We start from the raw sequence: 24877 nt of genomic DNA, 5'->3' as shown, positions 1-24877 counted from the left end.
GGTGACCGCAATGGCGTTAACAGCCAGTATTTTCAAAGCCGATATCGAGATTAGTGACCTGCGGCGCCACCATTACCAGCCCTACCAACTCACGCTGGCACGCCACCCCTCTGAAACAGACGAGCGCATGATGCTGCGACTCCTTAGCTTTGCGCTATTTGCCGACCCCGCACTGCAGTTTTCTCGCGGCCTCAGCAATGATGATGAGCCAGACCTGTGGCGCCACAGTCTGAGCGGAGAAACCGAGCTGTGGATAGAGCTGGGGCAGCCCAGTGAAAAGCGCTTGCGCCGAGCGCGCTCCAAAGCCCGGCACGTTGTCGTGGTTTGCTACGGCGGCCGTAGCACAGCCCAATGGTGGCAGGAAAACCAAGGCAAGCTGAGCCAGCAAAGCTGGTTGAGTGTCGTCGAAATTCCCGAAGACGAATCGCGGGCATTGAGCGCGCTCACCCAGCGTTCAATGCAGCTACAGTTTACCTTGGATGAAGACAGTGTCTGGGTGTCGAGCAGCAGTGACAATATTGCCATCCACCCGCAATGGCTGCATGGTGAGCAGCGTGCTCAGTAACGAGACCTTGAAAACGCAGGTGTCACAATGATTCAAATCCAGGGCTTGGACCATGTTGTGCTTCGCACAACGCGACTCGCCGCGATGATCGACTTTTACCAGCGCCTCGGTTGTCACATCGAGCGCGAGGAAGCACAGCTGGGCCTTTATCAACTGCGCGCCGGTGCCAGCCTTATCGATATCGTCCCTGTGGACGCCCCGCTAGGCCAGGAAGGCGGCCCAGCACCGGGGCAAAATGGCCACAATATGGACCATTTCTGCCTGACCTTGGACAACTTCGACGGCGACGCCGTGCTGGCCTACCTAGACGGCCAGGGCATTGCCCATCAGGGCATTCAGCGGCGCTATGGCGCACAGGGGTACGGGCCATCCATTTATATTCAAGACCCCGAGGGTAACCGCGTGGAACTGAAAGGCCCGCCTGAAACGGCAGCGCAAACGTGACACCCACATTTCCTTCAGATCAAAAATTCATGACAAATTCATCTAACATCGCGCTTTGAAATAAATTCGTCATACCCCTGTAACAATGCGTGGGCATACTGCCCACCATTGAAAGACCACCGCAGCACAGTGTCGTTGCTTGCAAACTCGTCAAGGGGATCAAATATGTCACTCAATAGTTTTCGCGCAGTTTTGGCCGCCGCAGCACTTATCGTAGCGGGCGCTGCCAGCGCCGACGAGCCTCAACTGCTTCTGGAAGAAGTTACCGTTATTGGCGCGGTTCACAGCAGCGATGCCGTCACCGTTGCAGACATTGATATGGCCGGCGACGACAGCCTCGCCGACATGCCAGTCGCCTACGAATAAGCTCTCTCTACTCGGTATCGGCCACGCGGCTTTTTAGCTGCACGGCCGATACAATACGTAGCCCATCCAGCAACGCGTTCATCGCCAAAAAGTCAGCCTGATCACCATGACTGACAGCCAGGGCAATATGTCCGGCACTAAATGGCCCCAGCGCACTGTCAAAGTTTTCCCAGCGTTCACCCGTCCAGGCTTCTACCCACATGTGGGGCACAAACACAAAACGCCTGCCTAAAAAGCGTTCGTTGTTGTAAGCCACTCCCATAACAACCCGGCTGGGAATACCGGCGGCCCGCGCCAGGGCCGCCAACATCAGCGCATGTTCTGTGCAATCGCCCTGAGCGCTCTCCATCGCCTGCAGCGCTGTCGCATAGCCGCTGTACGTGGCCACGTCGTCCATATGAGCACTGACAAAGCGGGTTAGACGCTGCATTTTTACCGCTGGCGCAATGGGCGCCGGACCTATCAGCTCATCCACCACGGTGGTAAATGCCGAGGCCTTCGAGGGTAACCAATAGCTCTCGCCAAGGTAGTCATCCACGGGCGCCGCCTCAGGCGAGGCAAGATCACAGTGCTTACATACGGTAACCCACCAATCATCGCCGTTTTTTTGCACGGATTGCTGACCGGTGCTCGGCGGCTGCCAATGCGAGGGCGCGCCGCGCAGCTGGTAGCGAACTTTGCCATTCAACGCCTGATCGCTTATGCGGTAGGGGGAGCGCAATAACCGTTGGTATACATGACTCATCGCCTCCAATGGCTCGGCGCGGCACGCGTCATCACAGGGCAACAACCACATCGACTGACCGGCAGATTCGCTGTACTGCGCCAACACCGTAAAACCGCCATCGGCGTAGTAAATCGCACTGCGCTGCCACGCCCCCTGGCGCTGAACATCTTTACTTATTTTCCAGCGCAGCACCGTCAACCAAGGCGTCAATGCGGTCGACAAGGCCTGCGTCAACGGTGCATTCAGCGGTGTAAACCGGTAGCGCACCGCTTCCACCGCCTGCTGCGCGAAACTCCATTCCTGGGTAAGCAACTCACCGCTTTTGGCATGCTGCGCAAACAAGCGTTGCCGCTGATGAGGAAACTGCGCCACGGCTTGAGCAGCGACAGGCGTGAAGGCCTGCCCCTGAGATAACCATAGGCGCTGACCACGGTATTCAATGGCCAGCCTGTGAGTCGCCGCCCGCGACTGCTGCACCTTAGTTGCCTGAAGCGGCCTGCCATGGCGCGCCTCTACGTAGCGAAGTAGCGTTTCTGTTTGTTCAGCGGCCTCCCCCGGCTGCTGAATTTGAACGCGGAGCGTCTGCTCGGTCGTGCAGCGCGTGTCATCGCAAAAACTCACTAACTTCCTCAGCCCTACTGGCACGCCATCGACGCTTAACTTTTGCCAGCGGGTAGTGGCCTGCGACGCCGCAGGAATAATTGAGTCTTCGCCGGCTGCCTGCGGCGGCACCGCAGCACAAGACGCCACCAGCGCAAGCAATACAAAAACCAATAATCGAATACGCACACGCCCTTCCATCGTATTTTGAAGCCCTTACCCTGCGCCAGCCTAGCAGAGTTCGCGTAAAACTCGATGACACAACAACCGAATTTTCACTACCACGTATACAATGCTATTCATCAGCCCGGGGGATTCTCAACATGCGCCACTTATTCCTTATTACATCGACCGTCGCCCTCCTTTTCGGCTGCGCGGCACCCCAGCAGTCGCCTGTGCAGGTCGATACCCCCACTGCGCTCTCAAGCTGCCCGTCAGCGCCCCGCTGTGTATCGAGCCTGAGTGAAGACCTGGATGCTTTCACTTCACCATTTAAAGTCACCTCTGCCGAGCAGTGGCAAACCCTGCAATCGCTACTGCGCGCACTGCCGAGAACCCAGGTCATCGCACAATCCCCGCACTACCTCCACGTAGAGGTGCACAGTAAAATAATGCGCTACCGTGACGATGTTGAACTGCTGTATACACCGGAAAAAAATCGCGTCGATGTGCGCAGCGCATCTAAAATTGGCTACTATGACTTCGGCGTAAATCGCGAGCGCATCGAAACACTGCGCTTGCGCTTCCTGGACGCTACAGCGACGCCCTGACCGCACTCTACGTTTACATAAGGCGCTATGCGAAAAACCGACAAAAAACGCGAAAAACAGCTGGTCCGCCGCCTTAACGACGTTTGCGAAACCGCGCTGGCCAAACCCCTACCGGGCTTTTGCTGGCTGACGCACACCGTTGACTATCAGCGTTTTCCCAACAGCTTACAGGTCTATTGCGTCGTCGAGGAATCGCTGGTCCTCGGTGGCGCATGGATCGGAGAGGAATGGTTGAGCGACGCCATTATTCGCGCGCTGGCTGAAGAAGGCTGGCAAATCCGCAAAACACAAATTCACTGCCTGAGCGAGTCCGCGCTGAACAGGCGCCAACTCAGCGAGAAATCACGATAATGACCAGCCCTGCCCCCATGGAGATCGAACGCAAATACCTGGTCAGCAATAACGACTGGCGTTTACAGGCCGAGGCGCTGGGCGTCATAGGCTGCCATATGGTGCAGGGCTATCTTAGCCGGGATCCACACCGCAATGTTCGGGTACGCCTTGCGGGTGATGCCGCCTGGCTGACCATCAAGGGCATCAGCCAAGGCGCGAGCCGCGTCGAGTTTGAATACACCATTCCTCTCGACGACGCCCGCGCGATGCTCGCCCTGTGTGAAGGGCCGCTGGTGGAGAAAACCCGCTATACCCTGCCCATTGCCAATGACACACGGCACTGGGAGATCGACGAATTTGCCGGTGACAACCACGGCCTCATCATCGCCGAAATTGAGCTCGATCACGACAATCAGCCAATCCCCACAGCCAGCTGGCTGGGTAAAGAGGTAACCGGCCTCGTTAACTACTACAACAGCAGCTTGTCACAACAGCCGTTTAACCAATGGCCGCAGGCACTGCGCTTACAGCATTTCGGTGAAGGCTGAGCTGCTGACTCTTACGCTGCGATGCGGTTTGAAGTTGGGGCCATCCAGTTGTTCTATATGCCCACCTTTTTTTAGAAAATCCTCTACTTGGCGCGAAAGCTCAGCGCGAATTTGGCGCTGGTGGTGTTCGGATTGTGAGGCCTGAGCTTTGTAGTAACGGTTCATCGCAATTCCTCTCATGGACATTGGGCAACGCTCAAACGCCGCCGACAGCCAGAAGACTACGCCGCCCCCGTGACAAAATCGGGATGATTTTATGACAACTGTGCAACACCACTGCGTTTATTTAGGGACAAAAAAAGGCCGCCTAAGCGACCTTTTCCAAACACCTTAAAATTTAGACCGCAGGCATCTCGTCAGCCATTTCACGGAGTTTGTTCTTGGCAACCTTCTCTAGGGTCGCACGCGGAAATTCGTCGACAAAGTAGACGGCGCGCGGCACTTTAAAGTCTGCCATGTTGGCTTTGCAGTGATCGATGATGGCCTGGGCGAACGCGTCGTCGTCCTCCGGCGCGCCCCAACCCTTAATAACGAAGGCAACCGGCACCATGTCCAGCATATCGTGAGACTTAGCAACCACCGCCACTTCGCCGACGCCGCCGCCGGGAACTTGCATTACCACTTCTTCCACTTGGCGAGCCGAGACGTTTTCGCCGCCGACTTTCAGGGCATCTTTATCCCGGTCGGTAAAGTAGAAGTGGCCTTCATCGCCCACGTGAACCATATCACCGGTTTTGAACCAGCCGTTTTCAGTGAACGACTTGTCCATGGCTTCCTGGTTTTTGTAATATTCCAGGAAGATATTTACGCCGCGTACGCCGTGAACCCACAGCTCACCGATTTCGCCTTTTTTACAGGGCTCGCCGGTTTCGGGGTTAACCACCGCCAAGTGATAGCCCGGCGTGGGTTTACCAATACTGCCCTGCGGCCACTCTTGCACGAAGTCTGAGCGCGTTGCGTGGGTAACGGTTTCTGTCATGCCCCAGCTAGCAAAAGGCTTGGCCTTCAACCAACCTTCAATTTCCTTCCAGATAATACCCATCGGCATCACTTTCAGGCTGTGCTCTTCAGGCACGGCCTGGGCACCAATCGCCTTAAAGACGAAGGGGATCATTGAGCAGTGGGTCACTTGGTGTTTGTCGATAATTTCCCAGAACCGGCTGGCGGAAAACTTGGGCAACAATACTGCAGTGCCGCCCACACCCAATGAGCCCCAGAATGCCCAGCTCTGACAGTTCACGTGAAAGAAAGGCAGGAAACCCAGGTAAACGCTATCGCGGTCCATATTCATGCTCTGTGAGCCCATGGTGCCTGACCACAGGGCATTGGCATGAGTGTGCACTACCGCCTTCGGGAGTGATGTCGTGCCAGAGGTAAACATAATCCCCGCTGGCAGCATGGGCTCGGCTGGACGCTCGGGCACGGTACTGGCATCGCCATACAGGGTTTCGAATAGCTGTTCGTCGTGCTGCTGATCCGCCTCTGCGGCTTCGCCGGAGTTGTCTTCAGTGACAACCAGCCACTGGATATTTTTGGCGTTGTTCTTAATTTCCTGCACGAACTTGGGCTGGGTGATTACCCCCACTGCCTCAGTGTGCGCAGCAAAGTACTCAATTTCGCCACCCACACAGCGGGTGTTGGTGGTGACACCCACCGCACCTAATTTGGCGCAGGCATACCATGCCAGTACCATCTCAGGGCAGTTCTCGGCGTGAATCATAACCTTGTCGTGCTTGCGCACGCCCTTCGCATAGAGACCCGCAGCGATTTTGCTGGTCTCTTCGTCAAAGGCCTTGTAGCTCCAGCTGCGCTCTTCGCCCGAACGCGGCTCCCAAATCATAAAGGGGTGATCAGGCCGCACTTCGGCCCAGTGCCGCAGGCGCTGCGGAATATCCTGGTCGGCAAAATCAAACTGCGCGGCGGCGGCCGCCACGTTCAGGTCAACACTCATAGCCACTCCTTTATCATCGTTAGGCATTCGATTGGCGTACAACTGAGCCCGATGTTACCGAGCTGCCAAGCCCTTCTCTATGACAAAAACACTCACTCCACTGACATTTTGAACAGCCGCTGCCAGCGAACTGCCGCCGCCGATTTTCCCGGCGTTCTCTGTTAAAATACCGCTTTTGATTTTAGAGCCCGAATTATGAGCCTCAGCCCTACCCTGGACCTTGCCATCGACCTTATCCAGCGCCCCTCGGTTACCCCTGAGGACGAGGGCTGCCAAGCGCTAATGATGGCGCGCCTTGCCGCCATTGGCTTTCATTGCGAGCCGCTGCGATTTGGCGAGGTTGACAACTTTTGGGCGGTGCGCGGCGACGAAGGCCCACTGCTGTGCTTTGCCGGCCATACCGATGTGGTGCCAACCGGCCCCGAGAGCGACTGGCAAACGCCCCCCTTTGAGCCAGATATCAGCGGCGGTATGCTGCGCGGCCGTGGTGCCGCCGATATGAAAGGCAGCTTGGCGGCCATGGTCACTGCCTGCGAACGCTTTGTGAGTGAACACCCCGACCATCGCGGCCGCATTGCCTTTTTGATCACCAGCGACGAAGAGGGGCCGGCAAAAAACGGCACTGTCAAAGTGGTAGAGTGGCTGGAGTCTCAGGGCGAAAAAATTGACTGGTGTGTCGTCGGCGAGCCCTCGTCGACCGACGCGGTGGGCGATGTGATCAAAAACGGCCGTCGCGGCTCCCTTGGCGCCGTGCTGAAAGTCAGGGGTATTCAGGGCCATGTGGCCTACCCCCATCTGGCGAAAAACCCCATCCACCTTGCGGCGCCGGCACTTGCCGAACTGGCTGCTGAGCAGTGGGATGAGGGCAACGACTTCTTTCCCGCCACGTCTTTTCAAATTTCAAACATCAACGGCGGCACCGGCGCAACCAATGTGATTCCCGGCGAGCTTGAGGTGGTTTTCAACTTTCGTTTTTCTACCGAGTTAACGGCGGACATACTCCAGCAGCGCACTGAGGCCATCCTGGATAAACACAGCTTAGACTACGCACTGGAGTGGAACTTGAGCGGTCAGCCCTTCTTAACGTCGGAAGGCCCACTCGTGGAAGCGGCGCAAAACGCGATACGCCGCGTCACCGGGCGCGACACGGTATTGTCGACCGCCGGTGGCACCTCAGACGGGCGCTTTATTGCCCCGACCGGGGCACAAGTTGTGGAACTCGGCCCCGTTAACGCGACGATTCACAAGGTGGATGAATGCGTGAATGCTGAAGACCTTAACCAGCTCAGCGCCATGTACCAGGCAATGATGGACGACCTGCTGGCGCGTTAATTATTGCCAAAGGCCTTTATTGGGTACACATCAAAGCGCACGGCCTTGCCGGTCACGGCAAATTGCGGCCTGCCCTTGGCCTCCAGGGCGCTGAGCGCCGGGCCATCGATAATCGGCGCTTTTGGCGGGCGCTTTACCACCACGCGGTGGCGGGCAACCGCCAGCGCCGCGGCGAGCAAAGCGCCGTCATCGTCGTCTTTGCCAACTAAGTGATGGAACAGGCGCATTTCTTTTTTCACCAGCGCAGACTTGCCCGAGTCGGGAAACATCGGATCCACATACACTACATCCGGGGCCTGTTCAGCATCGCCAAGATAGCGGCCCAATCGCTCGATGGCACTGCCTTCATGCAACGTCATACGCTGTACAAAGCCCGCCACGTCAGGGTCTTGTGCCGCCCGTTTGAGCCCATCGGTAAGCAGCGCGGCTACCACAGGATGGCGCTCGCACATCTCGACCGACGCGCCGTACGTTGCCAGTAGGAAGCTATCGCGCCCTAGCCCCGCCGTCGCATCGAGCACCCGCAAGCCTTCGCGGCGGCCGCCGATCGCTTTTAATAACAGCTCTTTGCCACGGTGACGCTTTCGCCACTGCTGAGCAAAATCGACATACACCGGGTGTTCACGAGCACTGGGCGCCAGGCCCAGACTCAAACAGCCCTGGTAGTCATAGAGGTATTGCTGATCAGCATCTGCCGAGAATTGTGTGGTGCATTCTAATGACAAGGCACGCGCCAAGGCATCTAGTTGCGGGTTACCGTGGCTAACCACCTGCGGGGGACGCACGACGGTAGACGCCCCCGTCGCCACTTTTTTGCTCGTCATTGTTATGGAATCTGCCACTCTGGTCCGCGCTTATCTGAGCGGCGATTGTACCGTGGCTCCCGGCCCTGCGCCTAGCGCGCCACCTCCGGCATTAACGAATAGTCCAGCCACCGTCGATGACCATTTCCTGGCCGGTCATATTTCGCGCCGCATCACTGAGCAAGAAATTCATCGCGCCGCACAGCTCATCCATGTCGATGAAGCTCTTTTTGGGCATCGGCTCGAGCATAATTTTATTGATCACCTCATCCTCGGAAATACCGTGCGCCAGCGCCTGACTGCTGATTTGCTTTTGCACCAGCGCCGTCTTTACGTAGGACGGGCACAGGGTGTTAATGGTGATATCACAATCTGCGGTTTCCAGCGCGACGGTTTTGGAAAAGCCCAACAAACCGTGCTTAGCCGCCACGTACGCGCTCTTATGGGGCGACGCCACCAGCGAGTGGATGGAGCCCACATTGACGATACGGCCAAAGTTTCGCGCTCGCATACTCGGCAATACGGCGCGACTCAGCAGGGCTGGGCCAACCAATAAAATCTCTGTTAACAATTTCCAGCGGTCGACGGGAAAGTCCTCCAAGGAGGCTACGTGTTGAATGCCCGCATTATTAATGAGTACATCGACGCCGCCCCATTCGTTCTCCAAACGCGATACCGCACCGCTGATGTGCTCTTGGTTGGTAACATCCAGTGGCAGGGCCAATACCTCAGCCGCCGCTCCGTTCAGTGACTGGGCAGCGCTCGTTACCGCTTGTTCGTCAGCGTCAGTGAGGCAAACTCGAAAACCCTGTTTCGATAAATCAGCCGCAAGGGCCAGCCCAATGCCGCTGGCCGCTCCGGTAACTAACGCTGTTTTGTGTCGCATGCTTGCCTCATATATTTGAGTTATTGGGGAGTTCGCTCTTCACCACATACCGCGCGAAAGCCCGCGGCCATAAAGGGAATCATTCGGTCATAGGCGGCATCAAAATCCGACGACAGACACTTGCCACCCGACAAGCGGTCGATACGACCGGTCTGCGCTAAGGTTAGCGCCAGGGCACCCGATACATAGTGATAACACCAGTGCAGGTCTTCATCCCGCGCCGTTGGGAAAATCTGCCGCAGCGCGGCAATGAAATCGCCCACGTGTTTGTCAAAGGTGTTTTCCATCATTTCCCGGCTCCACACCGGCGATGTCATTACATAGGCGAGCAGCGCCATGTAGTTTTTCCAGCCTGGATCACCGCTCTCCTGAGCCAGCTTTAGCGGCAACAAAAATGCCTCGATTACCTGCTCTAAGCGCTGCGGTTCTCCATCGGTAAACTGCTCCTGCAGTACCTGGCGGCGGGTGCTTCCGAGGTGTTCTGCACGGCGATTAAACACCGCGTAGAAAACATCTAACTTCTTGCCGAAGTGGTAATTGGCCAATGCAACATCCACCTTTGCCCCAGTGGAAATTTGCCGCATGGTGACGCCGTCATAGCCGTGACGGGCAAAGAGCTCCTCTGCCACGTCCAGTATTCGCTCGCTCTTCACCGCATTTGTTTTTCTTGTCATTGTGCCACCCAGTTTTTCTAACACTGCAAATTGCCCGCTGCAGTGTTCGCGTTTGCTTGTGATGTAGACAGTGTTTTGCCACCGCTTGTATATTCAACACTTGTTGAATATAGTGGCTCACCAATAAATAAAATACAAGGCGGATGGTACATGATATCGACAGAGGTCTTTAAATATGTGCTGACTGGTGGCTATGTTGCACTGGTCTACTGGCTCTCCTGGATAGGCATGCGCCGCACGCAGGACATTAGCGGCTTTGCCATCGGCAACAAAGATATGAGCCCCTATATCATCGGCATTACGCTGGCAGCCTCGATCGCCTCCACGGCGACCTTTGTCATCAACCCCGGCTTTGTTTATGTGCACGGCGTTTCTGCCTATATGCACTACGCCGTCGCGGGGTCGGCCGGCATTCTTAGCGCGTTCTTAGTCTTGTCACGCGGCTTCTTGCGTCTCGGCGAAGAGAAGCAGGCATTGACCCTTCCAGACTGGATATACCACCGCTACCAACACCGCGGCTTCAGCCTGGTTTTCGCCTTTATTAATTTATTATCGGTGAGCTTCGTAGTGCTTATTCTGGTCGGTTGCAGTCTGTTGATGACGGGCATCTTCCCTATCGAGCAAAAACCAGCGTTGGTCATTGTGTTGTTGTTTGTATTCTCTTATGTGCTGATGGGCGGCACCTATGCCCACGCCTACACCAACACCTTGCAAGGCATAATGATGATCGTGGTCACCCTGCTGCTATTCGCCCAGGGCGCGGACTATTTCAACGGCGATTTTCTATCCTCGCTGCGCGATATTGGCGAAGGCTACGCCGCGGTAGTGAACACCGACAGCAACCTTTACTATGATTTTTTCTCGGTTTTTGGCGCGGGTTTTATCATCACCTTTGCACTGATGTTACAGCCGCATATTCTCACTAAAGTACTGTATTTACGCAGCGAAGCGGACATCGGCAAATTCATTGGCACCACAGTTGTGGTCGGCACGCTGTTCACGCTTATTCTGATGGTCGGCCTTTACGCGCGACTCGACGGCTTGGAAATCAGCGCACAAGACACCGTCGTTCGCGAATACCTGTTGCATCAATTTAGTGGCAGTGTGGTCGGCGAGCTGACATTGACGTTTATTTTTATCACCCTGCTCGCTGCGGGGATGAGCACCCTCGACGGCATTCTTGTCTCGCTCTCTGCGATGGTGGTGAATGATATTGTCTCCCCGCTGAGCAAAAACCGCAGCAAGGGCCTGGCCTGGTCCCGCTGGACCCTGATTATGGTGGGAATCATTGGCTTAACCCTCGCCTGGAACCCACCTCCCTTAATCGGTTTATTCGCCCAGAAAGGTGTTTATGGTTTAGCGGCAGCGTCACTCGTGCCGATGCTATTTGGCGTGTTGTTTCGCGGCAGTTTACCGCTACCGTTGATTGCCAGCGCGTCGATCAGCGCGCTGCTTATCCACTTTTACCTCAACCTCTTTGGTGGCATTGCCAACCCCGCCGTGTCGGCGAGCTATGCCATTTTAACATCCATCGCCTACGTGCTACTCGGCCTGGCTTACTTACGTATTCGCAACGCGAAAAACTAACTGGCCTCGCACAGCGCGGCATACATAAGGAGAAAATTCATTTGACTTTTCAACAATCGTTGAATAACGTCGAAACTGAATTCAACAAACGTTGAACAACAACCTATACAAATCAGTCGGAGCCAAGAAAGCGACTACCCTAAAATATTCAAGCCACAGGTGTTTCTATGATAAGTATAAAAAGTGACAAAAAACCCCTCGCCGCCCTCATCGCCTTGTGCAGTGTCGCCGGCATTCATCAATCGGCGCTGGCCCAGCAGGCCGTCGCCCTGGAAGAAGTACTGGTTACCGCGCAAAAGCGTGAACAGAACCTCCAAGAGGTACCGGTATCGATTACCTCGCTCAATGCACTGGAGCTGGAAAACAAGGGAATTACTTCAGTTACCGAACTGGAGAAAAATGTCCCCAACACGCAAATGCGCGCCAGCCGCGCCACCAACTCCACACTCACTGCGTATATTCGCGGCGTGGGCCAACAGGATCCGCTGTGGGGGTTTGAACCCGGTGTCGGCGTGTATGTCGACGATGTTTACTACGCTCGCCCACAGGCAGCCGTGCTAGATGTCTTCGACGTTGAACGCATAGAAGTGCTGCGCGGCCCACAAGGTACCCTGTATGGCAAAAACACCGTAGGCGGCGCGATCAAGTACATCACTCGCAGAATGACGGGCGATGCCGAAGCGAAGATCACCACTGCCGTTGGCGCCTACAACCAACGCGACATGATGCTGTCTGCACAGCTGCCAATTCTCGACGAACAGCTCTATGTCGGTGCGGCTATTGCGAAACTCACTCGCGACGGTTTTGGCGATGTTGATACCGGCTATGACATCAACACCGGCACCTATAGCAGCAGCCAGGAAAACTACAACAAGGATGTGCTTGTCGCACGCCTGAGCGCGGAATACACCCCAAGTGACCGGCTGTTTATTCGCGTCGCCGGCGATCGCACCGATGACAACAGCAACCAGCGCTGCGGCTCACAGTCCAGCCCCACAGCCCTGACACACCCCGCCAACGGCCAGCCGTTTGAACGCTCAAGCAACCCCTACGACGGCGCCTGCGGCACCACTCATAAATCCAATGTGGAGAACAGCGGCTTCTCCTTAACCGCCGATTACGACTTGTCTGACAATGTGGTGGTGAAGTACATCTACGCCAACCGCGAGGGTGAAACCCAGCAGTTCATCGACTTTGACGGAACCCCGCTGGACGCCTTCGACGTACCCGCCAAGTACAGCGATGAGCAGGAGTCCCACGAGCTGCAATTTAACTACGGCAGCGGCCGCCTGGCCTTTGTCGGTGGCCTCTATTATTTCACCGGCAACTCAGCCGGTGCCTTCGACGTGGTACTCAACGGACTCGGCGGCACCCCATACATGGATGGCGACCACTACGATCTGGCGATCGGCGGTGATGTGGATACCACCAGCACCTCGATCTACGCCAATGTGAACTATGACCTCAGCGACAGCCTGACCCTAACGGCCGGCATGCGCTGGACCAATGACGAAAAGAACTCAAACATTCAGCGCCTGGCGTATAACACCACTAACTCCTTCCCCTATAGCACGCAGCAGGGCTCCGGCTTTACCCACGGTGACCCGGCCAACGATACCCTGCTGGCAACCTTTACCGACATCAGCGATAAAGACGCCGACAAAGACTGGAATGAGATTAGCCCCAGTATCAAGCTCGACTGGCAGATGAACGATGCCGTGATGTTCTATGTGAGCTATGCCGAAGGCTTTAAATCCGGCGGCTTTGATATGCGCGGCGACGCCAGCAAAAACCCGGATATCGCCAAAGGCTACGATCCGGAAACCGTTGAGACCTGGGAACTCGGTGTTAAATCACAGCTTTGGAACGACCGCATTCGCCTTAACGCCACCGTTTTCGATATGGCCTATGACGACATGCAACTCACGGTGCAGACAGCCCAACCCGCGCCGGTATTCTTCTCTTCTGACGTTGTGAACGCGGGTACCGCCGAGATACGCGGCGCGGAACTGGAGTCACTGCTGCAAATCACCGATGGTCTGAGCAGCTCTCTCGCACTGGGATACATGAATGCCGAGCTCACCGAGGTGCAGTCGGGCGGACAGGATGTTTCCGACAGCTGGGAAATGCTCAATGCACCCAACTGGACGGGCCAGTTTGCGCTAAATTATGAGAAAGACCTTGGCAACGCCGGTCGTATCGCCTTGAACAGCGCCCTGTCTTACCGCGATGCATCGCGCAACTTCAACAACGTTGAGTGCAGCTGCGACCAGGACGAGTCCTATACCCTGCTCGACGCCAGTGCCAACTGGTACTCCGCCGACGAGCATTGGACGGTGAGTGTGTTTGTGAAAAACATCGAAGACAAGGAATACAAAACCGGTGGCTACAACCTCGCCTCAGGCGAGCTGGCATTCTACGGCGCGCCGCGCACCTGGACTGCCAGCGTCAGCTACGCCTTCTAATACGCGCCCCGTTGCCCGGAGCCAGGCACGTTGGCTGCCTCCGGGCCTTTTTACTCTATGAGCTAGCAATTATGTCTAAAAACTATAACGACTATTGGTATACCAGTAGCGACGGACTGAAACTGTACGCAAGGGAATATGGCGATGAAAACGCAGACAGTATCATTTGTATTCCGGGACTAACGCGAAGCTCAGCAGACTTTGCCCTGCTGTGCGAGGAGCTCTCGTCACACTATCACCTGCTCGCCGTTGACCTGCGCGGCCGCGGCCGCTCTGACTACGACGGCAACCCAGACAACTACCAACCCGCTACCTATGCCGCCGATGTACTGGCGCTGATGGACGCCAAGCAATTGGACAGGGTGAAGCTGATCGGCACATCGCTGGGCGGGCTAACCTCGATGATATTGTGCGCAACATCGGGCGCGCGCATCCATGGCGCGGTGATCAACGACATCGGCCCCGAAGCCAACCCCGAAGGCATTGCGCGTATTAAGGCCTATGTCTGTGCAAGTCCACCACCGATCACCACCTGGCAGGAGGCTGTGCAGCGTACCCGCGATACGCAACAGCGTGAGTACCCGCTATTTAATGATGAGGACTGGCAAACCTTTACCCGCAACCTTTACGTGGAAAACAGCGACGGCCAGCCGGTATTGAACTACGACCCCAACATCGCCGTCCCCCTGCAAGCGGACAGCGACGGCATCCCCCCGGACCTGTGGCCCCTGTTTGAGGCCGCCGCCGCTACACCAATGTTACTGTTGCGCGGCGAGTTGTCAGACTTGCTCAGCCGCCACTGCGTGGCGCGCATGCAGGCCATCAAACCTGACCTCAACGTACTGGAGATCGCCGATACGGGGCATGCCCCCCTGCTCACTGAACCCACTGCGCAAGCAGCTATTACCGCATTTCTGGCGTCGCACAGCCGCTAAGCAGACAGGTATTCTCGGAGGAAAGGGCGTATAGTGCCCTCCCCCTTACCGTACTGACAGGCCAAGTATGAAACTATTGGTTCGCAACCTCAGCCGCGCCGTTACCGACGAAGCACTGCGTCTGCAATTTGAAGCCTACGGCGCTGTACAGTCGTGCACCGTGGTAAAAGATGCCAATACACAAGCCTCGAAGGGCTTTGCATTTGTGGAAATGCCAAAAGCGGGGGAAGCAAAAGTCGCGATGAAAGCGCTCAACGGCACAGAGATAGACGGCGCGACCATTCGCGTTAAAAAAGCCGAGCCCAAAACCGCTTCCGAAAGCCCCGCCCCCGGCGACTCACCGTGGAAGACCCGCGGCGACACGTCGTCATAAACGGGGTTTTCCCGTCTCTGTTAACGATTTGCAGGCCAGGGTATTTCATCAGGTAAATCCGACAAAGCTTGCGCCTCAGAGGCGCAATTGCCAGGGCTTGTCACCCCGGCTGATCGCAAGGTAGACAATTCCACACGTGCAGCCTGCATTGCCTGCGTAAATTCAGCGTTATTGTGGAGGGCGGCGACGGCTGCTGCACCGACAGCCCGCCCCTCCAGGACATCGCTTTGCCAATGCACATTGCACACCACCCGGCTCTGGCCAAAGGCGCGCCCTCTGGCCAAAATCGCGTCCTGCCGCTCGGGCGCTAGCTCCGCGAGAATCAGTGCCCAGGCCCAGCCCAGCGCCGCGTGTCCCGAGGGAAATGAGCCATCCTTCCTCAGGTAATTCTCTTGTTCAGGGGTACAGCTGGCCTGGCCATTCACCATAAAGGGGCGCTGGCGCTGATAGTGATTCTTCGCTGCGTAGGTCGCAAAGCCCGCATCGGTCAGGCTGCGGCGAAGCAAGCGGTAAAGCTGAGGGGTTTGTTCGGTGTTGATGGGTAAATCCAAGGCGCAGGAAAAGACGTCTGCGGCGGCGGGAAAGCGCAACTCTGCGTCGCGGCGCGCCTGTTGCCAGCGCGGTGATTCGCGCAGCGTCAACACCTGTTCATTGATCGCCCGATCCAGGGCTTCTGCTGCGCTGCCCTGGGTGGGCGGCGGCGACACCAAGGCCAGACTATTCGGCACCGCCTGCGGCGATAAATAGCCCTGCAAAATCCCGGGCCGAAGCTCTGCTACGGGCGCCAGCGAAGGCGCTGTGGTGGCCGGTGAGCAGGCGGCAAAAAAAGGCAGTACAAACACCAGCGCGGCAGCGCGGCGGAGGCAGCTAAATCGCTTCATGGGCAGTTCCTGTTGTTATTATTGGCAGTAGGGGCAGGCCCCACCACCAACGCTACGCCATCATGCCCAATCGCGCCATTGCCATTTTGTCATTCAGCCGCTGAGCGCTCCAACATATCAGTGATTCGCCGCAAGGCTGGCAACAGCATTTTTTGCAATAATTCGGCGTCATCGCGCGGCTGCAACGCCTGCGCGAAGCAGTCCAGCCATTGCTGACTGTGTCTAGGAGCCAGCCCCAGGCCCCGGTGCGCCGCGGTAATGCACATACTGCCGTTACGCTCGGCATACACGGGGGGCCCGCCCATCCAGCTGATCAGATACAGACTCAGCTGCTCACTTACCGGACCGAGGTCCGGCGTGTGCATGGCGCGAATTTCTTCATAGGCTGGCTCACTGTCCATCAAGCGATAGAACTCGGCAACAACATCGCGAATACCTCGTTCACCCAAAATCTCGTATGGCGTTTGCATCGCAGCCTCACTCAAAGGAAGAAGTCCGTATTCGGCTGTCCCAGCATTGTAGCACCCAAATTGCGGCCAAACTTGAAGGGGTTATTCGCAACGTGTTGGCGGCCAGCATTAATATCCAACCACGCACGATTGAGCGGATGACCGCAAAAGATTCCCTGTGCGCCACAGGCGATGAAAAGCTCATTCACGGCATCGGCGCACTTGCGGGAGATACTGGCAGCGTGGAAACGGCGCTGAATGCGCTGCTCAATGGCGGGTGTGTCACCGGCCTCGGCGGTATTCACAAAATACGCCAGATCATCTTTGAGCATTACCCGGCACTCGGTAATTGCCGACACGGCATTGGCCAGAGCCATTTGCACATTGGGGTCTTTGGCCGCACGTGCACCATCGTTCAAACCAACGCGATTGCGATTCACCTCAACGTAGCTGTCTACCACACCCTGCAAGGCGCCAATGGAGGAGCAGGCAACCGCGCGAGTGAAAATCTGTCCAAACGGCAGGCGGAAAATGGCATTAGCATTTTCCTTACAACCTGGGTTATCGCCGCTAAAACCGTCCGCACTGCGGTGGGTGCGGTACTCGGGTACAAACACCGGTTCTTTGATCACGATGTCGTTCGAGCCCGTTCCCTGAAGGCCGCTCACACCCCAGTTATCGACGATGTCATAGTCGCCCAGCGGCACCAAAAAGGTCCGGTAGTCCGGGGCTTCGTCGGCCACTGGTGGCACCATGCCCCCCAAAAATGCCCATTTACAGTGTTTGGAACCCGAGGAAAAACCCCAGTGTCCAGACAGCATATACCCCCCTTCGACACGTTTTACCTTACCCACTGGCATGTATGAGGACGAGATCAACGTGGAGTCGTCGTCGCCCCACACATCTTGCTGTGCGCGGTCGTCAAACATACCCAGCTGCCAATTGTGGATAGCGACTACGCCCAGTACCCACGCGGTCGACATACAGCCCTCGGCAAGGGTTTGCTGCACATCAAAAAATTGCTGGGGAGGAAGCTCATAGCCGCCGTAGCGGGCTGGCTGCATAATCTTGAAAAATCCGCTGCGCTGCATCTCGGCAATGGTGGCATCCGGCAGGCGACCCAGTGACGCTGCCTCGCCTTGACGCTCAAGCAGGGCGGGAACCATGGCGCGGGCGTCGAGCAACAGCTGTTTACTACGGTTAAAATCACTCATTATTTTCTACCTCAATTCTTGCTAGTTGTCGGCGTGCTGCCAGTGATGGCCCCACTGTGAGGGGCGCGTACTAAAGGTGGGACGGTAGTGTTGCCAATCCAGCTGCAATCCGCCGCAGCCAAACTCAATCGCAAAACCGCCTGGGCTATTTACATACACCGATACCATCTGGTCATTGCAGTGTTTGCCCAGCGACGCGGCCACACCAACGTTGTGGCTGCGGCAACGGTCCATGAACAGTCCCAGTTGATCGAGGTCTGGCACCTCAAACATCAGGTGCACACAGCCACTCGCCGCCGGATTCGGGTCTTGATAAATGGCCAGGCTGTGGTGCCGGGGGTTATCGACATGAAGAAAGCGCAGGCCCTGCTCGCCCAGCTGCATGGAGTCGGTAAACTCAAAACCCAGCAGCCTGTGATAAAAATCGATACAGGCGTCGAACTCTCGGGTCGGCAACACATAGTGCCCCAGCCCCATGTCACCGTTGAAACCGGTTTCAAACGCTGGCACACCGACATCGCTTTGCAGGGCTAAACAGTCCAGCGCGCAGCTTTTCACCAGTTCAACTCGCTGACCGCTAGGGTCGTTAAGGGCCAGTCCGTCACGTATTTTGCGCTGCGCGCATGCGGTATCGCTCAGGCGGCTGACGTGTACGCCCTGCTCGGCCAAACGCGTACTCAGCGCTTCCAAATCCTCATAGGCGGCAAGCTCCCAGCCCGCTGTATGAAAGCGCTCACGCTCGCCGTGCACGACAGCGACTCGCCAGCAGTAAGCGTCCATTTTATAGAGGTCCCAGTCCGCCGAGCGGCCCGCCGCCTGCAGGCCAACAACCTGCGTGAGAAAGTGCGCCCACTGGGCGGTGTCACGGGTCTCGATCAGCACATAACCAAGAGCGTTAATGCGTGTCAGTGACATTACTCTGACTCCGCCTGAGCGTGGGGGTACTTGATACGCGTTTCGTGCTCTTTCAGCGCGGTGATGTTATCCGGGATGTCCGCAACATCCATGTAGAACTGACTGTACCACTTGCGCAGCATATTAATCGGGCCGTCGCCGTCGCACATTAGTGGGTTATCAATGCGAACTTTGTTGTTCCAAATTTCGACGTCCTGCACGAAGGAGTCGACTGACATCTGCGTGTACGCTTGCACTAAGGCGGCGTTTCCCTCTTCGCTCAGGCTGGGGTCTTTTTTAACCATGACGCCTAAGCGAATGATGAACTCTTCCATGTTTACCGGCACGTGGCTCACCAGCAGGTGGGTCATCACTTCTCGCCCGTCCATCGAACCGACCATGGTAGTGGTCATATACGCGGGCCCTTCGTAGGTTGCAACGGAGGTAAAGCCCTGGCCCTCGTCGGCCAGAATATCGTGGCCACCAGACATCACCTGAGTGTAGGTGTGCCCGTCTTGAATGTTTTTGAAGGTCTGCACTTGGGAGTAGTGAACAGGGCCGAAGTGCGCCATATCGGCCATGTTATCGACCAGCTCACGACAGTTGGAGTGAATGGTAAATTCGGCAATATTCCAGTCGGACCACTCCCCAGAAAAATAATCACTGTTGCGGCGTGGACGCTGCTCGGGAATGGGTGGGTGACCCTCCGGGTCGTGCCAGACAAAGGCGAGGCCGTTTTCTTCCATAACCGGCATCGAGGGAATCACTGCTTTCGGGGGAATGCGGTCGGCATAGGGGATATCGTCACACACCCCATCGCCACCCCAGCTCCACTCATGGAAGGGGCAGCGCAGCGAGTTTCCGCACACTTTGCCACGGCTCAGGTCCGCCCCCATATGTGGGCAATACGAGCCGACCACAAATAGCTCGCCGCTCTCCTCTCCGCGAAACGCCACCCATTTACTGCCAAAATAATTTAATGCCGCAGGCTCGCAGCCAAAACTGCTGGCTTTGCCCAGACAATGCCAGCCCCTCGCGTAGCGCTCTGGCAGGGGCTTGGTTTCGATAATGTAGGGTTCGCGCAGGGGCTTGTTCATGGCGGCTGTCCTCGGTGTTCGATGCTGTCACCACTTGTGACAGCTCATGGCACACAGAGTAAGGGGCGCCCCGCTCCTGGAATTTGATATAGATCAACTGCGCTCAGCTGCCCATCCGAATGGACGACCTCCAAAAAGACGAGTCGAACACCCGCCTATTCTGGGGCGATCAGGCTGATCGCGCCGCGAATGTCTCCCACGGCATAGCCCGTCGCACGGTCTTGGGGGTAGCGCTGCGACAAGGCTTTTACTACCGGCGGTGTCAAATTACTGCCGTGGCAATTCAGGCACAAACCTTCAACGCCTTGCGCCTTCATAAAGCGATAGCGGCCATCCTGCCATTGGCCATCGTTTAGCGCCGCGACCGCCTCTCCCTCAGCCTTACGCCGCTCAAAATCTTCGAGCACGCCGCGTTCATAGACGTCGGGCACCGCATTGGGGTTGCGCGCTTTGAGACTGACTCGCTTAACTGTCCACCCCGTGTCCTGGCTAATCTGCGCGGCAATGGCCGGCGCGATATCCGCACACACGTTGATGGCATGGGCAAAGCCTCCCGACTTCACTGCTGCCTGCAACTGCGGCTTCAAGGTGGCACCAAAGCGTTTCACGATAGGCAGGGCCTGCGCTTGCATTTCAGCAGCATTGGGCCGGGGCTCGGCGATGGCCGATACGGCGAGAGAGCCAGCGAGTAAGGCGATGAGGGGTGTGTTAACAGACATAGACGCGCTCCGAGTTGACATGCCCCACCATTATCGCTGCTTAGGCGAGCAAGTGGGCGGGACATATCGTCGCAGTGGCGCCGGAGCAGGTGCTACCAGTTAAAGCGCAGCGATCCGTATACCTGGCGCCCAGGGTTTTGCTGAGCGTAGTAGGTTCCCGGGAACAGCACCGAGTCTATCACCTGATTCTGAGTGCGCTCATCGCTGGCATTCTTCACACCAACGGTGGCACTCCACCACTCATCTGCGCTGGCAAGCGACAGGCGCAAATTAAGCTTGGTATTAGCAGGTACCCGGGTGTTGTCATCGAGGTCGACATCGGTGTATTGCTCACCTTGATGGATGATATCCGCCGCGATATTCACACTGAAGGCATCACCCAGCGTAAAGTGCAGGCTGGGGCTAAGTGTCGCGCTCACTTCGGGGGCAAAGGCGATGCGCTCGCCACTGAGGTCCTGGCGCTGATCAATGCCATCCGTGACCGGCGCAGGTGCTCCTTGATACTCGTCGTAGCGCGCATCAAGTAAGCCCAACGACCCCGACATTGATAGCGGCTCCCAAGGCGTGAGCCACTGCCAATCCACCTCCAGGCCCTGCGAGGTTGCCGTAGCGGCATTGCTAACGTCGAAGAACACACCATTAAATGCCAGGACCTGTAGGTCTTCAAACTCAGTGCGGTACAGGGTGGCATTCACGCTGAGGCTGCGATCAAAGAAGCGCCCCTTGATTCCCAGCTCCGCCGTGGTTGCATTTTCGTCATCGAATTCGATGTCTTCACCGGTGAAAGAAATAGCGTTAAAACCGCCACTTTTAAAACCGCGACTCACGGTTGCAAAGACATTGGTTTCTTCACTCAGGTAGTACATAACCGAGAGTTTGGGCGACACGTCGCGTTCGTTCCGCTCTAGCCCACGCTTGTTGTAGTCCTGGGTATCCAATAACAGCGGCGTGACACAGGTCAACGCGGGCAGCATAGTGGTACTGCTGCAAGCCGACTCTCCCAGGGTGTCAATGCGCTTGTCTTCACGGTTAAAACGCAGCCCCGGTGTCACCACCCAGTTATCGCCTAGGCTCAAGCTGAATTGCCCAAACAGTGCCAGCGACTCGGTGTTTTGCAAGTAGTGAAAACGGAAATGATCATCGGTGGTTGTTTGCGCGAGCAACTGCAACCCGGGCAGCAAGATCGCATCACTGCCTGCCATTTGCTGGGCGTCGTTGGTTCCCAGCCAGCTTCCTATATCATCCCCTAATTGAAGCTTGGCATTAAGTTCGTAGTCCGACTCGAAGTAGAACAACCCGGCGACAAACTGCAAGTCATTACCCAAGCCAAACAAGCTTTCGGCATTACCCGTAAAGCGCCATTCCAAGGTGTCCTGGCGGTAGTCCTCGCGGTTAAACAAGGTGAGCAGATCTGCCGGTGAAACGTCCATATCCTGGTCTTGCTCAACAAAAAAGTCGCTGCGCCCCAACACGGCAACCATATTCAAGTCGCGCAATGCGCCAACTTCGCCAAAGCTGTATGACAACTTGGCGCTGTATGTTGTTGACCCTTTCTCCAGCTCGCCGTCTCGGTTCATGCTAGTGGTGAAGTCTTCCGGGTCATCTTCAATATTGGCATCAAAGTCGGCCAGATAGTCGCGCGTATCCGCATCCAGCGCTTTTAGCTGCTTAGGCCAATAGGCCATTTCGGTTTGTGACTCCAGCGCAATGAGCTCGATCTCCATCGCGTCGCTGGGAACAAATAGCAGTTTCAAGCGCTGGGCATCCTGCTCTGAGGCCTCTTGGTCGCGCCCGCTAAACTGATTATGCAATTGGCCGTCGCGCTGGGTATCCATCGCGGCAAAACGAAGGCCGAACCAATCGTTGAGCATGCCCCCTGCACCCACCTCAACTCGCTGCTCACCAAACTCGCCTGCGCGCAGCTCGGCGTTGGCGCTGAATGCCTCGGTGACGGGACGGCTGAAAACGTTGAAAACACCAGACACGGTATTTTTGCCAAACAGCGTGCCCTGTGGGCCTCGCAATACTTCAACGCGGCCAACATCAAACATGCCTTCGGTAAAATAACCGGCCCGCCCCATAAACAGCTCGTCTTGAACCAGCCCCACGGAGCTTTCAAAACTCGGATTAAAGGTATTGGTGCCGAAACCGCGAATAAAAATCTGCGGAGAACCGGGGTCGTTGTCGTCCATGCGAACATTGGGAACAAACACCGACAGCTCCTGCAAATCGCCGATCGCGGCATCCTGCATAAACTCGCCGTCAACAGCGGTCACCGAAATAGGCACGTCCTGTAGACTCTGCTCGGTTTTTTGCGCGGTGATAATCACCTCTTCCAAGACCCGCGACTGAGCCTGCACGGCGCCAGCGGCGGCAATGCCAACCATACACAGCAGAGGGCGAATAAATGCGGATTTCATCAATAATTTCCTTATTTAGCAGCAGCTAGCAAAGCGGTTTAGCACGCCGTATTAGTTGCGCATTCGCGTACCAAAAACAGAGGCCAGGTGACCATTCAAAAAGCGCCCGTCGGGATCGAGTTCTTCACGCAGCGCCGTAAAGTCCTGCCACTGGGGATACAACTTGGAAAGCTGCGCCGCATTCAGACTATGCAGCTTCCCCCAGTGCGGGCGGCCTTCATACTTCCAAAATATGGGCTCAACCGCGGCGAAGAAATTGTGGTAGTCCAGCTCGTAAGACTGGTGCACAGAGATCGCACAGCCATCGCGACCGCTGAACATTGACAGCGGTATATCATCGGCTTTGATATAGCGGTACTCCAGCGGCAAAAAGCTGTTCAAGTTCTTCTTGCGCACCAGCGCCATGATTTCTCGCAAGCAATCCGGGCCGGCCTCGGCGGGCACGGTGTATTCCATTTCGTTAAACCGCTGATCTCGCACATTGGCAAACACCTTATATGACTGGTCGATCACGTCGGGAAAATCCATCTGCTTAGCCAGCGTATTCACCAGCGATGCCCGAGCGTTAGGAAAGCTCCCCGCGTATTTATGCACACTGCGCAACAAGCCCACTTTGTCGCCATCACCACCGCCCTCCTTGGGCAGCGTTTTCGGATCGTTAGTTTCGTTTAGTGTCACGCACAGCGAAACATCCGAATGCAGTATGGGAATAAATTCAAAGCGATCATTCTCTCTGCGCAAGCGGTCAACATCTTCGAGCAGTTCGTTGGTGTCCTGCACCCAGGTTTGCTCATGCACGCGGAACGGTTGCCGGTTTTTCATGCGAATGCGGGTAATTACCCCCAACGCCCCCAACGAAACGCGAGCGGCTGAGAAAATCTCGGGATTATTTTCCGCATCGCAATCGAGTACGTCACCACTGGCGGTAATCAAGCGCAGGCCGCTGACATACGCCGAATAAGAACCGTAGTCGATACCGGTCCCATGGGTAGATGTCGCAATGGCTCCCGCCAGCGTTTGGTAGTCAATATCCGCCATATTGACCAGCGCCTGCCCCGCCTCATGCAGCGGCTGCCCCATCTGCGACATGGGCGTTCCCGCCCAAAATTCTGCTTCGAGGGTGTCAGGGTTATGGCCGATCATGCCCGTCAATTGCGCCAGCGACACCAGCGTGCCATCGGTCGGAACCAGCGCAGAGAAGGAGTGCGAGGCCCCAACCGGCCGCACCACGCCACGGCTGTTTTCCAGCAAGTCGGCAATGGCCGCTTCACTGGTGGGCGCGACCCGTTGCGCGGGAATGCAGCGCTGGCCACCTGACCAGTTCGACCACGGAATCAGTCTTCGACGCCGCGCGGCGGCCGATACCGGGCTCCAACTTGTCACCGCACCCAGGGCAGCGGCCGTTGAGAGTTGCTTAAGAACGGTTCTGCGAGTAACAGCCACAACTATTCTCCCTGTACACCAGCCATCAGTTCGATCAGTGCGACAAAGTCATCCTCTGAGCACTGGGGACACATGCCCATCGGCGGCATGGAATTAAAACCATCTATGCTGTGATCCAACAGGGTGTCCATCCCCTTGGCCAATCGCGGCGCCCAGGCCTCAACATCGCCACTGATCGGCGCGCCGGTACCGGCAACACCGTGGCAATTCATGCATGAGCTTTCGTAGGTACGGCGCAACACCGGATCGTTAATTTGTAGCGCTGCAATCGGTGCGGCTGCCTCGGCGGCACTGTCACCCGTTTCTGAACTGCAGGCAACCAGGCCGGAAAAACCGGCAAGCAGCACTAATGCGATACGTTTTTTCATTGTTTTTTCCTCTTAGTCCGCTGGGGCGCTCGC

At 56.5% G+C, this 24877-nt stretch carries 26 protein-coding genes; 11 read left to right on the top strand and 15 right to left on the bottom strand.

Going from position 1 to position 24877, the window contains the following annotated elements:
• Positions 1 to 10: 10 nt before the first annotated feature.
• From H573_RS0106725 to H573_RS0106715, 3 genes are all read left to right on the top strand, one after another.
• Positions 11 to 565 (top strand): YaeQ family protein, encoded by a 555-nt coding sequence (locus tag H573_RS0106725; RefSeq protein WP_027873595.1) that lies wholly within the window; start codon positions 11 to 13, stop codon positions 563 to 565.
• Positions 566 to 592: 27 nt separating this feature from the next.
• Positions 593 to 1009 (top strand): VOC family protein, encoded by a 417-nt coding sequence (locus tag H573_RS0106720; protein WP_027873594.1) that lies wholly within the window; start codon positions 593 to 595, stop codon positions 1007 to 1009.
• Between the two features lie 165 nt (positions 1010 to 1174).
• Positions 1175 to 1375, top strand: a complete 201-nt coding sequence (locus tag H573_RS0106715; RefSeq protein ID WP_027873593.1) for a hypothetical protein — start codon at positions 1175 to 1177, stop codon at positions 1373 to 1375.
• Between the two features lie 7 nt (positions 1376 to 1382).
• Here H573_RS0106715 and H573_RS0106710 read toward each other — a convergent pair whose 3' ends face one another.
• Entirely contained in the window at positions 1383 to 2891 is a 1509-nt protein-coding gene (locus tag H573_RS0106710) for a transglutaminase domain-containing protein (RefSeq protein WP_161624245.1), read from the bottom strand.
• Between the two features lie 134 nt (positions 2892 to 3025).
• On the opposite strand from H573_RS0106710, the gene H573_RS0106705 reads away from it, so the two are divergent.
• The 3 genes from H573_RS0106705 to H573_RS0106695 are packed head-to-tail and all read left to right on the top strand — an operon-like array spanning position 3026 to position 4353.
• Positions 3026 to 3472: a DUF1499 domain-containing protein gene (locus H573_RS0106705; protein ID WP_051171069.1), complete on the top strand. Its 447-nt coding sequence runs from the start codon at positions 3026 to 3028 to the stop codon at positions 3470 to 3472.
• 27 nt (positions 3473 to 3499) lie between these two features.
• Positions 3500 to 3823 (top strand): hypothetical protein, encoded by a 324-nt coding sequence (locus H573_RS19610; protein ID WP_027873590.1) that lies wholly within the window; start codon positions 3500 to 3502, stop codon positions 3821 to 3823.
• Positions 3823 to 4353 (top strand): CYTH domain-containing protein, encoded by a 531-nt coding sequence (locus tag H573_RS0106695; RefSeq protein ID WP_036255987.1) that lies wholly within the window; start codon positions 3823 to 3825, stop codon positions 4351 to 4353. Before H573_RS19610 ends, H573_RS0106695 begins: the two co-directional genes overlap by 1 nt.
• On the opposite strand, the gene H573_RS0106690 is transcribed toward H573_RS0106695, so the two are convergent.
• Positions 4330 to 4518: a hypothetical protein gene (locus tag H573_RS0106690; protein WP_027873588.1), complete on the bottom strand. Its 189-nt coding sequence runs from the start codon at positions 4516 to 4518 to the stop codon at positions 4330 to 4332. The two genes, H573_RS0106695 and H573_RS0106690, sit on opposite strands and share 24 nt — an antisense overlap.
• Positions 4519 to 4690: 172 nt before the next feature.
• Positions 4691 to 6304 (bottom strand): class I adenylate-forming enzyme family protein, encoded by a 1614-nt coding sequence (locus H573_RS17325; protein ID WP_051171068.1) that lies wholly within the window; start codon positions 6302 to 6304, stop codon positions 4691 to 4693.
• 195 nt (positions 6305 to 6499) lie between these two features.
• On the opposite strand from H573_RS17325, the gene dapE reads away from it, so the two are divergent.
• A complete protein-coding gene (gene dapE, locus H573_RS0106680) occupies positions 6500 to 7636 on the top strand; it encodes a succinyl-diaminopimelate desuccinylase (protein WP_036255985.1) in 1137 nt (378 codons plus the stop codon).
• Here the strand turns inward: dapE and H573_RS17320 are convergent.
• From H573_RS17320 to H573_RS17315, 3 genes are all read right to left on the bottom strand, one after another.
• Positions 7633 to 8460 (bottom strand): class I SAM-dependent methyltransferase, encoded by an 828-nt coding sequence (locus H573_RS17320; RefSeq protein WP_051171067.1) that lies wholly within the window; start codon positions 8458 to 8460, stop codon positions 7633 to 7635. The genes dapE and H573_RS17320 overlap by 4 nt on opposite strands.
• Positions 8461 to 8551: 91 nt before the next feature.
• Positions 8552 to 9325, bottom strand: coding sequence for a 3-hydroxybutyrate dehydrogenase (locus H573_RS0106670; protein WP_027873586.1), 774 nt, complete (start codon positions 9323 to 9325; stop codon positions 8552 to 8554).
• A 20-nt stretch (positions 9326 to 9345) separates the two neighbouring features.
• Entirely contained in the window at positions 9346 to 9999 is a 654-nt protein-coding gene (locus H573_RS17315; RefSeq protein ID WP_036256060.1) for a TetR/AcrR family transcriptional regulator, read from the bottom strand.
• Positions 10000 to 10149: 150 nt separating this feature from the next.
• On the opposite strand from H573_RS17315, the gene H573_RS0106660 reads away from it, so the two are divergent.
• The 4 genes from H573_RS0106660 to H573_RS17310 all read left to right on the top strand — a co-directional run bounded on the left by H573_RS0106660 (position 10150) and on the right by H573_RS17310 (position 15359).
• On the top strand, positions 10150 to 11586 hold the full coding sequence (locus H573_RS0106660) for a sodium:solute symporter family transporter (RefSeq protein WP_036255983.1): 1437 nt from the start codon (positions 10150 to 10152) through the stop codon (positions 11584 to 11586).
• Positions 11587 to 11753: 167 nt separating this feature from the next.
• Positions 11754 to 14051 (top strand): TonB-dependent receptor, encoded by a 2298-nt coding sequence (locus tag H573_RS0106655; protein ID WP_027873584.1) that lies wholly within the window; start codon positions 11754 to 11756, stop codon positions 14049 to 14051.
• 71 nt (positions 14052 to 14122) lie between these two features.
• A complete protein-coding gene (locus H573_RS0106650; protein WP_027873583.1) occupies positions 14123 to 14986 on the top strand; it encodes an alpha/beta fold hydrolase in 864 nt (287 codons plus the stop codon).
• Between the two features lie 67 nt (positions 14987 to 15053).
• The gene (locus H573_RS17310; RefSeq protein WP_051171066.1) at positions 15054 to 15359 is read left to right on the top strand and encodes an RNA recognition motif domain-containing protein; all 306 of its coding nucleotides are present in this window, start codon (positions 15054 to 15056) and stop codon (positions 15357 to 15359) included.
• 20 nt (positions 15360 to 15379) lie between these two features.
• Here H573_RS17310 and H573_RS0106640 read toward each other — a convergent pair whose 3' ends face one another.
• The 9 genes from H573_RS0106640 to H573_RS0106600 all read right to left on the bottom strand — a co-directional run bounded on the left by H573_RS0106640 (position 15380) and on the right by H573_RS0106600 (position 24844).
• Positions 15380 to 16240, bottom strand: coding sequence for an acid phosphatase (locus H573_RS0106640; RefSeq protein ID WP_027873582.1), 861 nt, complete (start codon positions 16238 to 16240; stop codon positions 15380 to 15382).
• 89 nt (positions 16241 to 16329) lie between these two features.
• The gene (locus H573_RS0106635; RefSeq protein WP_036255981.1) at positions 16330 to 16710 is read right to left on the bottom strand and encodes a globin domain-containing protein; all 381 of its coding nucleotides are present in this window, start codon (positions 16708 to 16710) and stop codon (positions 16330 to 16332) included.
• Between the two features lie 11 nt (positions 16711 to 16721).
• A complete protein-coding gene (locus tag H573_RS0106630; protein ID WP_027873580.1) occupies positions 16722 to 17903 on the bottom strand; it encodes an acyl-CoA dehydrogenase family protein in 1182 nt (393 codons plus the stop codon).
• A gap of 21 nt (positions 17904 to 17924) precedes the next feature.
• Positions 17925 to 18818 (bottom strand): VOC family protein, encoded by an 894-nt coding sequence (locus H573_RS0106625; protein WP_027873579.1) that lies wholly within the window; start codon positions 18816 to 18818, stop codon positions 17925 to 17927.
• Positions 18818 to 19894: a 3-ketosteroid-9-alpha-monooxygenase, oxygenase component gene (locus tag H573_RS0106620; protein WP_027873578.1), complete on the bottom strand. Its 1077-nt coding sequence runs from the start codon at positions 19892 to 19894 to the stop codon at positions 18818 to 18820. Before H573_RS0106620 ends, H573_RS0106625 begins: the two co-directional genes overlap by 1 nt.
• A 155-nt stretch (positions 19895 to 20049) precedes the next feature.
• On the bottom strand, positions 20050 to 20613 hold the full coding sequence (locus H573_RS0106615; protein WP_027873577.1) for a Tll0287-like domain-containing protein: 564 nt from the start codon (positions 20611 to 20613) through the stop codon (positions 20050 to 20052).
• Between the two features lie 92 nt (positions 20614 to 20705).
• Positions 20706 to 23033: a TonB-dependent receptor gene (locus H573_RS17305; protein WP_051171065.1), complete on the bottom strand. Its 2328-nt coding sequence runs from the start codon at positions 23031 to 23033 to the stop codon at positions 20706 to 20708.
• 51 nt (positions 23034 to 23084) lie between these two features.
• A complete protein-coding gene (locus H573_RS0106605; protein ID WP_205618910.1) occupies positions 23085 to 24476 on the bottom strand; it encodes a D-arabinono-1,4-lactone oxidase in 1392 nt (463 codons plus the stop codon).
• A 2-nt stretch (positions 24477 to 24478) separates the two neighbouring features.
• A complete protein-coding gene (locus H573_RS0106600) occupies positions 24479 to 24844 on the bottom strand; it encodes a c-type cytochrome (RefSeq protein WP_027873575.1) in 366 nt (121 codons plus the stop codon).
• Positions 24845 to 24877 lie beyond the last annotated feature (33 nt).

Origin of the sequence: Neomelitea salexigens DSM 19753, assembly GCF_000422345.1 — a bacterium.
Taxonomy (GTDB): domain Bacteria; phylum Pseudomonadota; class Gammaproteobacteria; order Pseudomonadales; family Spongiibacteraceae; genus Spongiibacter; species Spongiibacter marinus_A.
The sequence above is the reverse complement of the archived record's forward strand: the minus strand, read 5'-3'. Positions and strand labels throughout refer to the sequence as shown.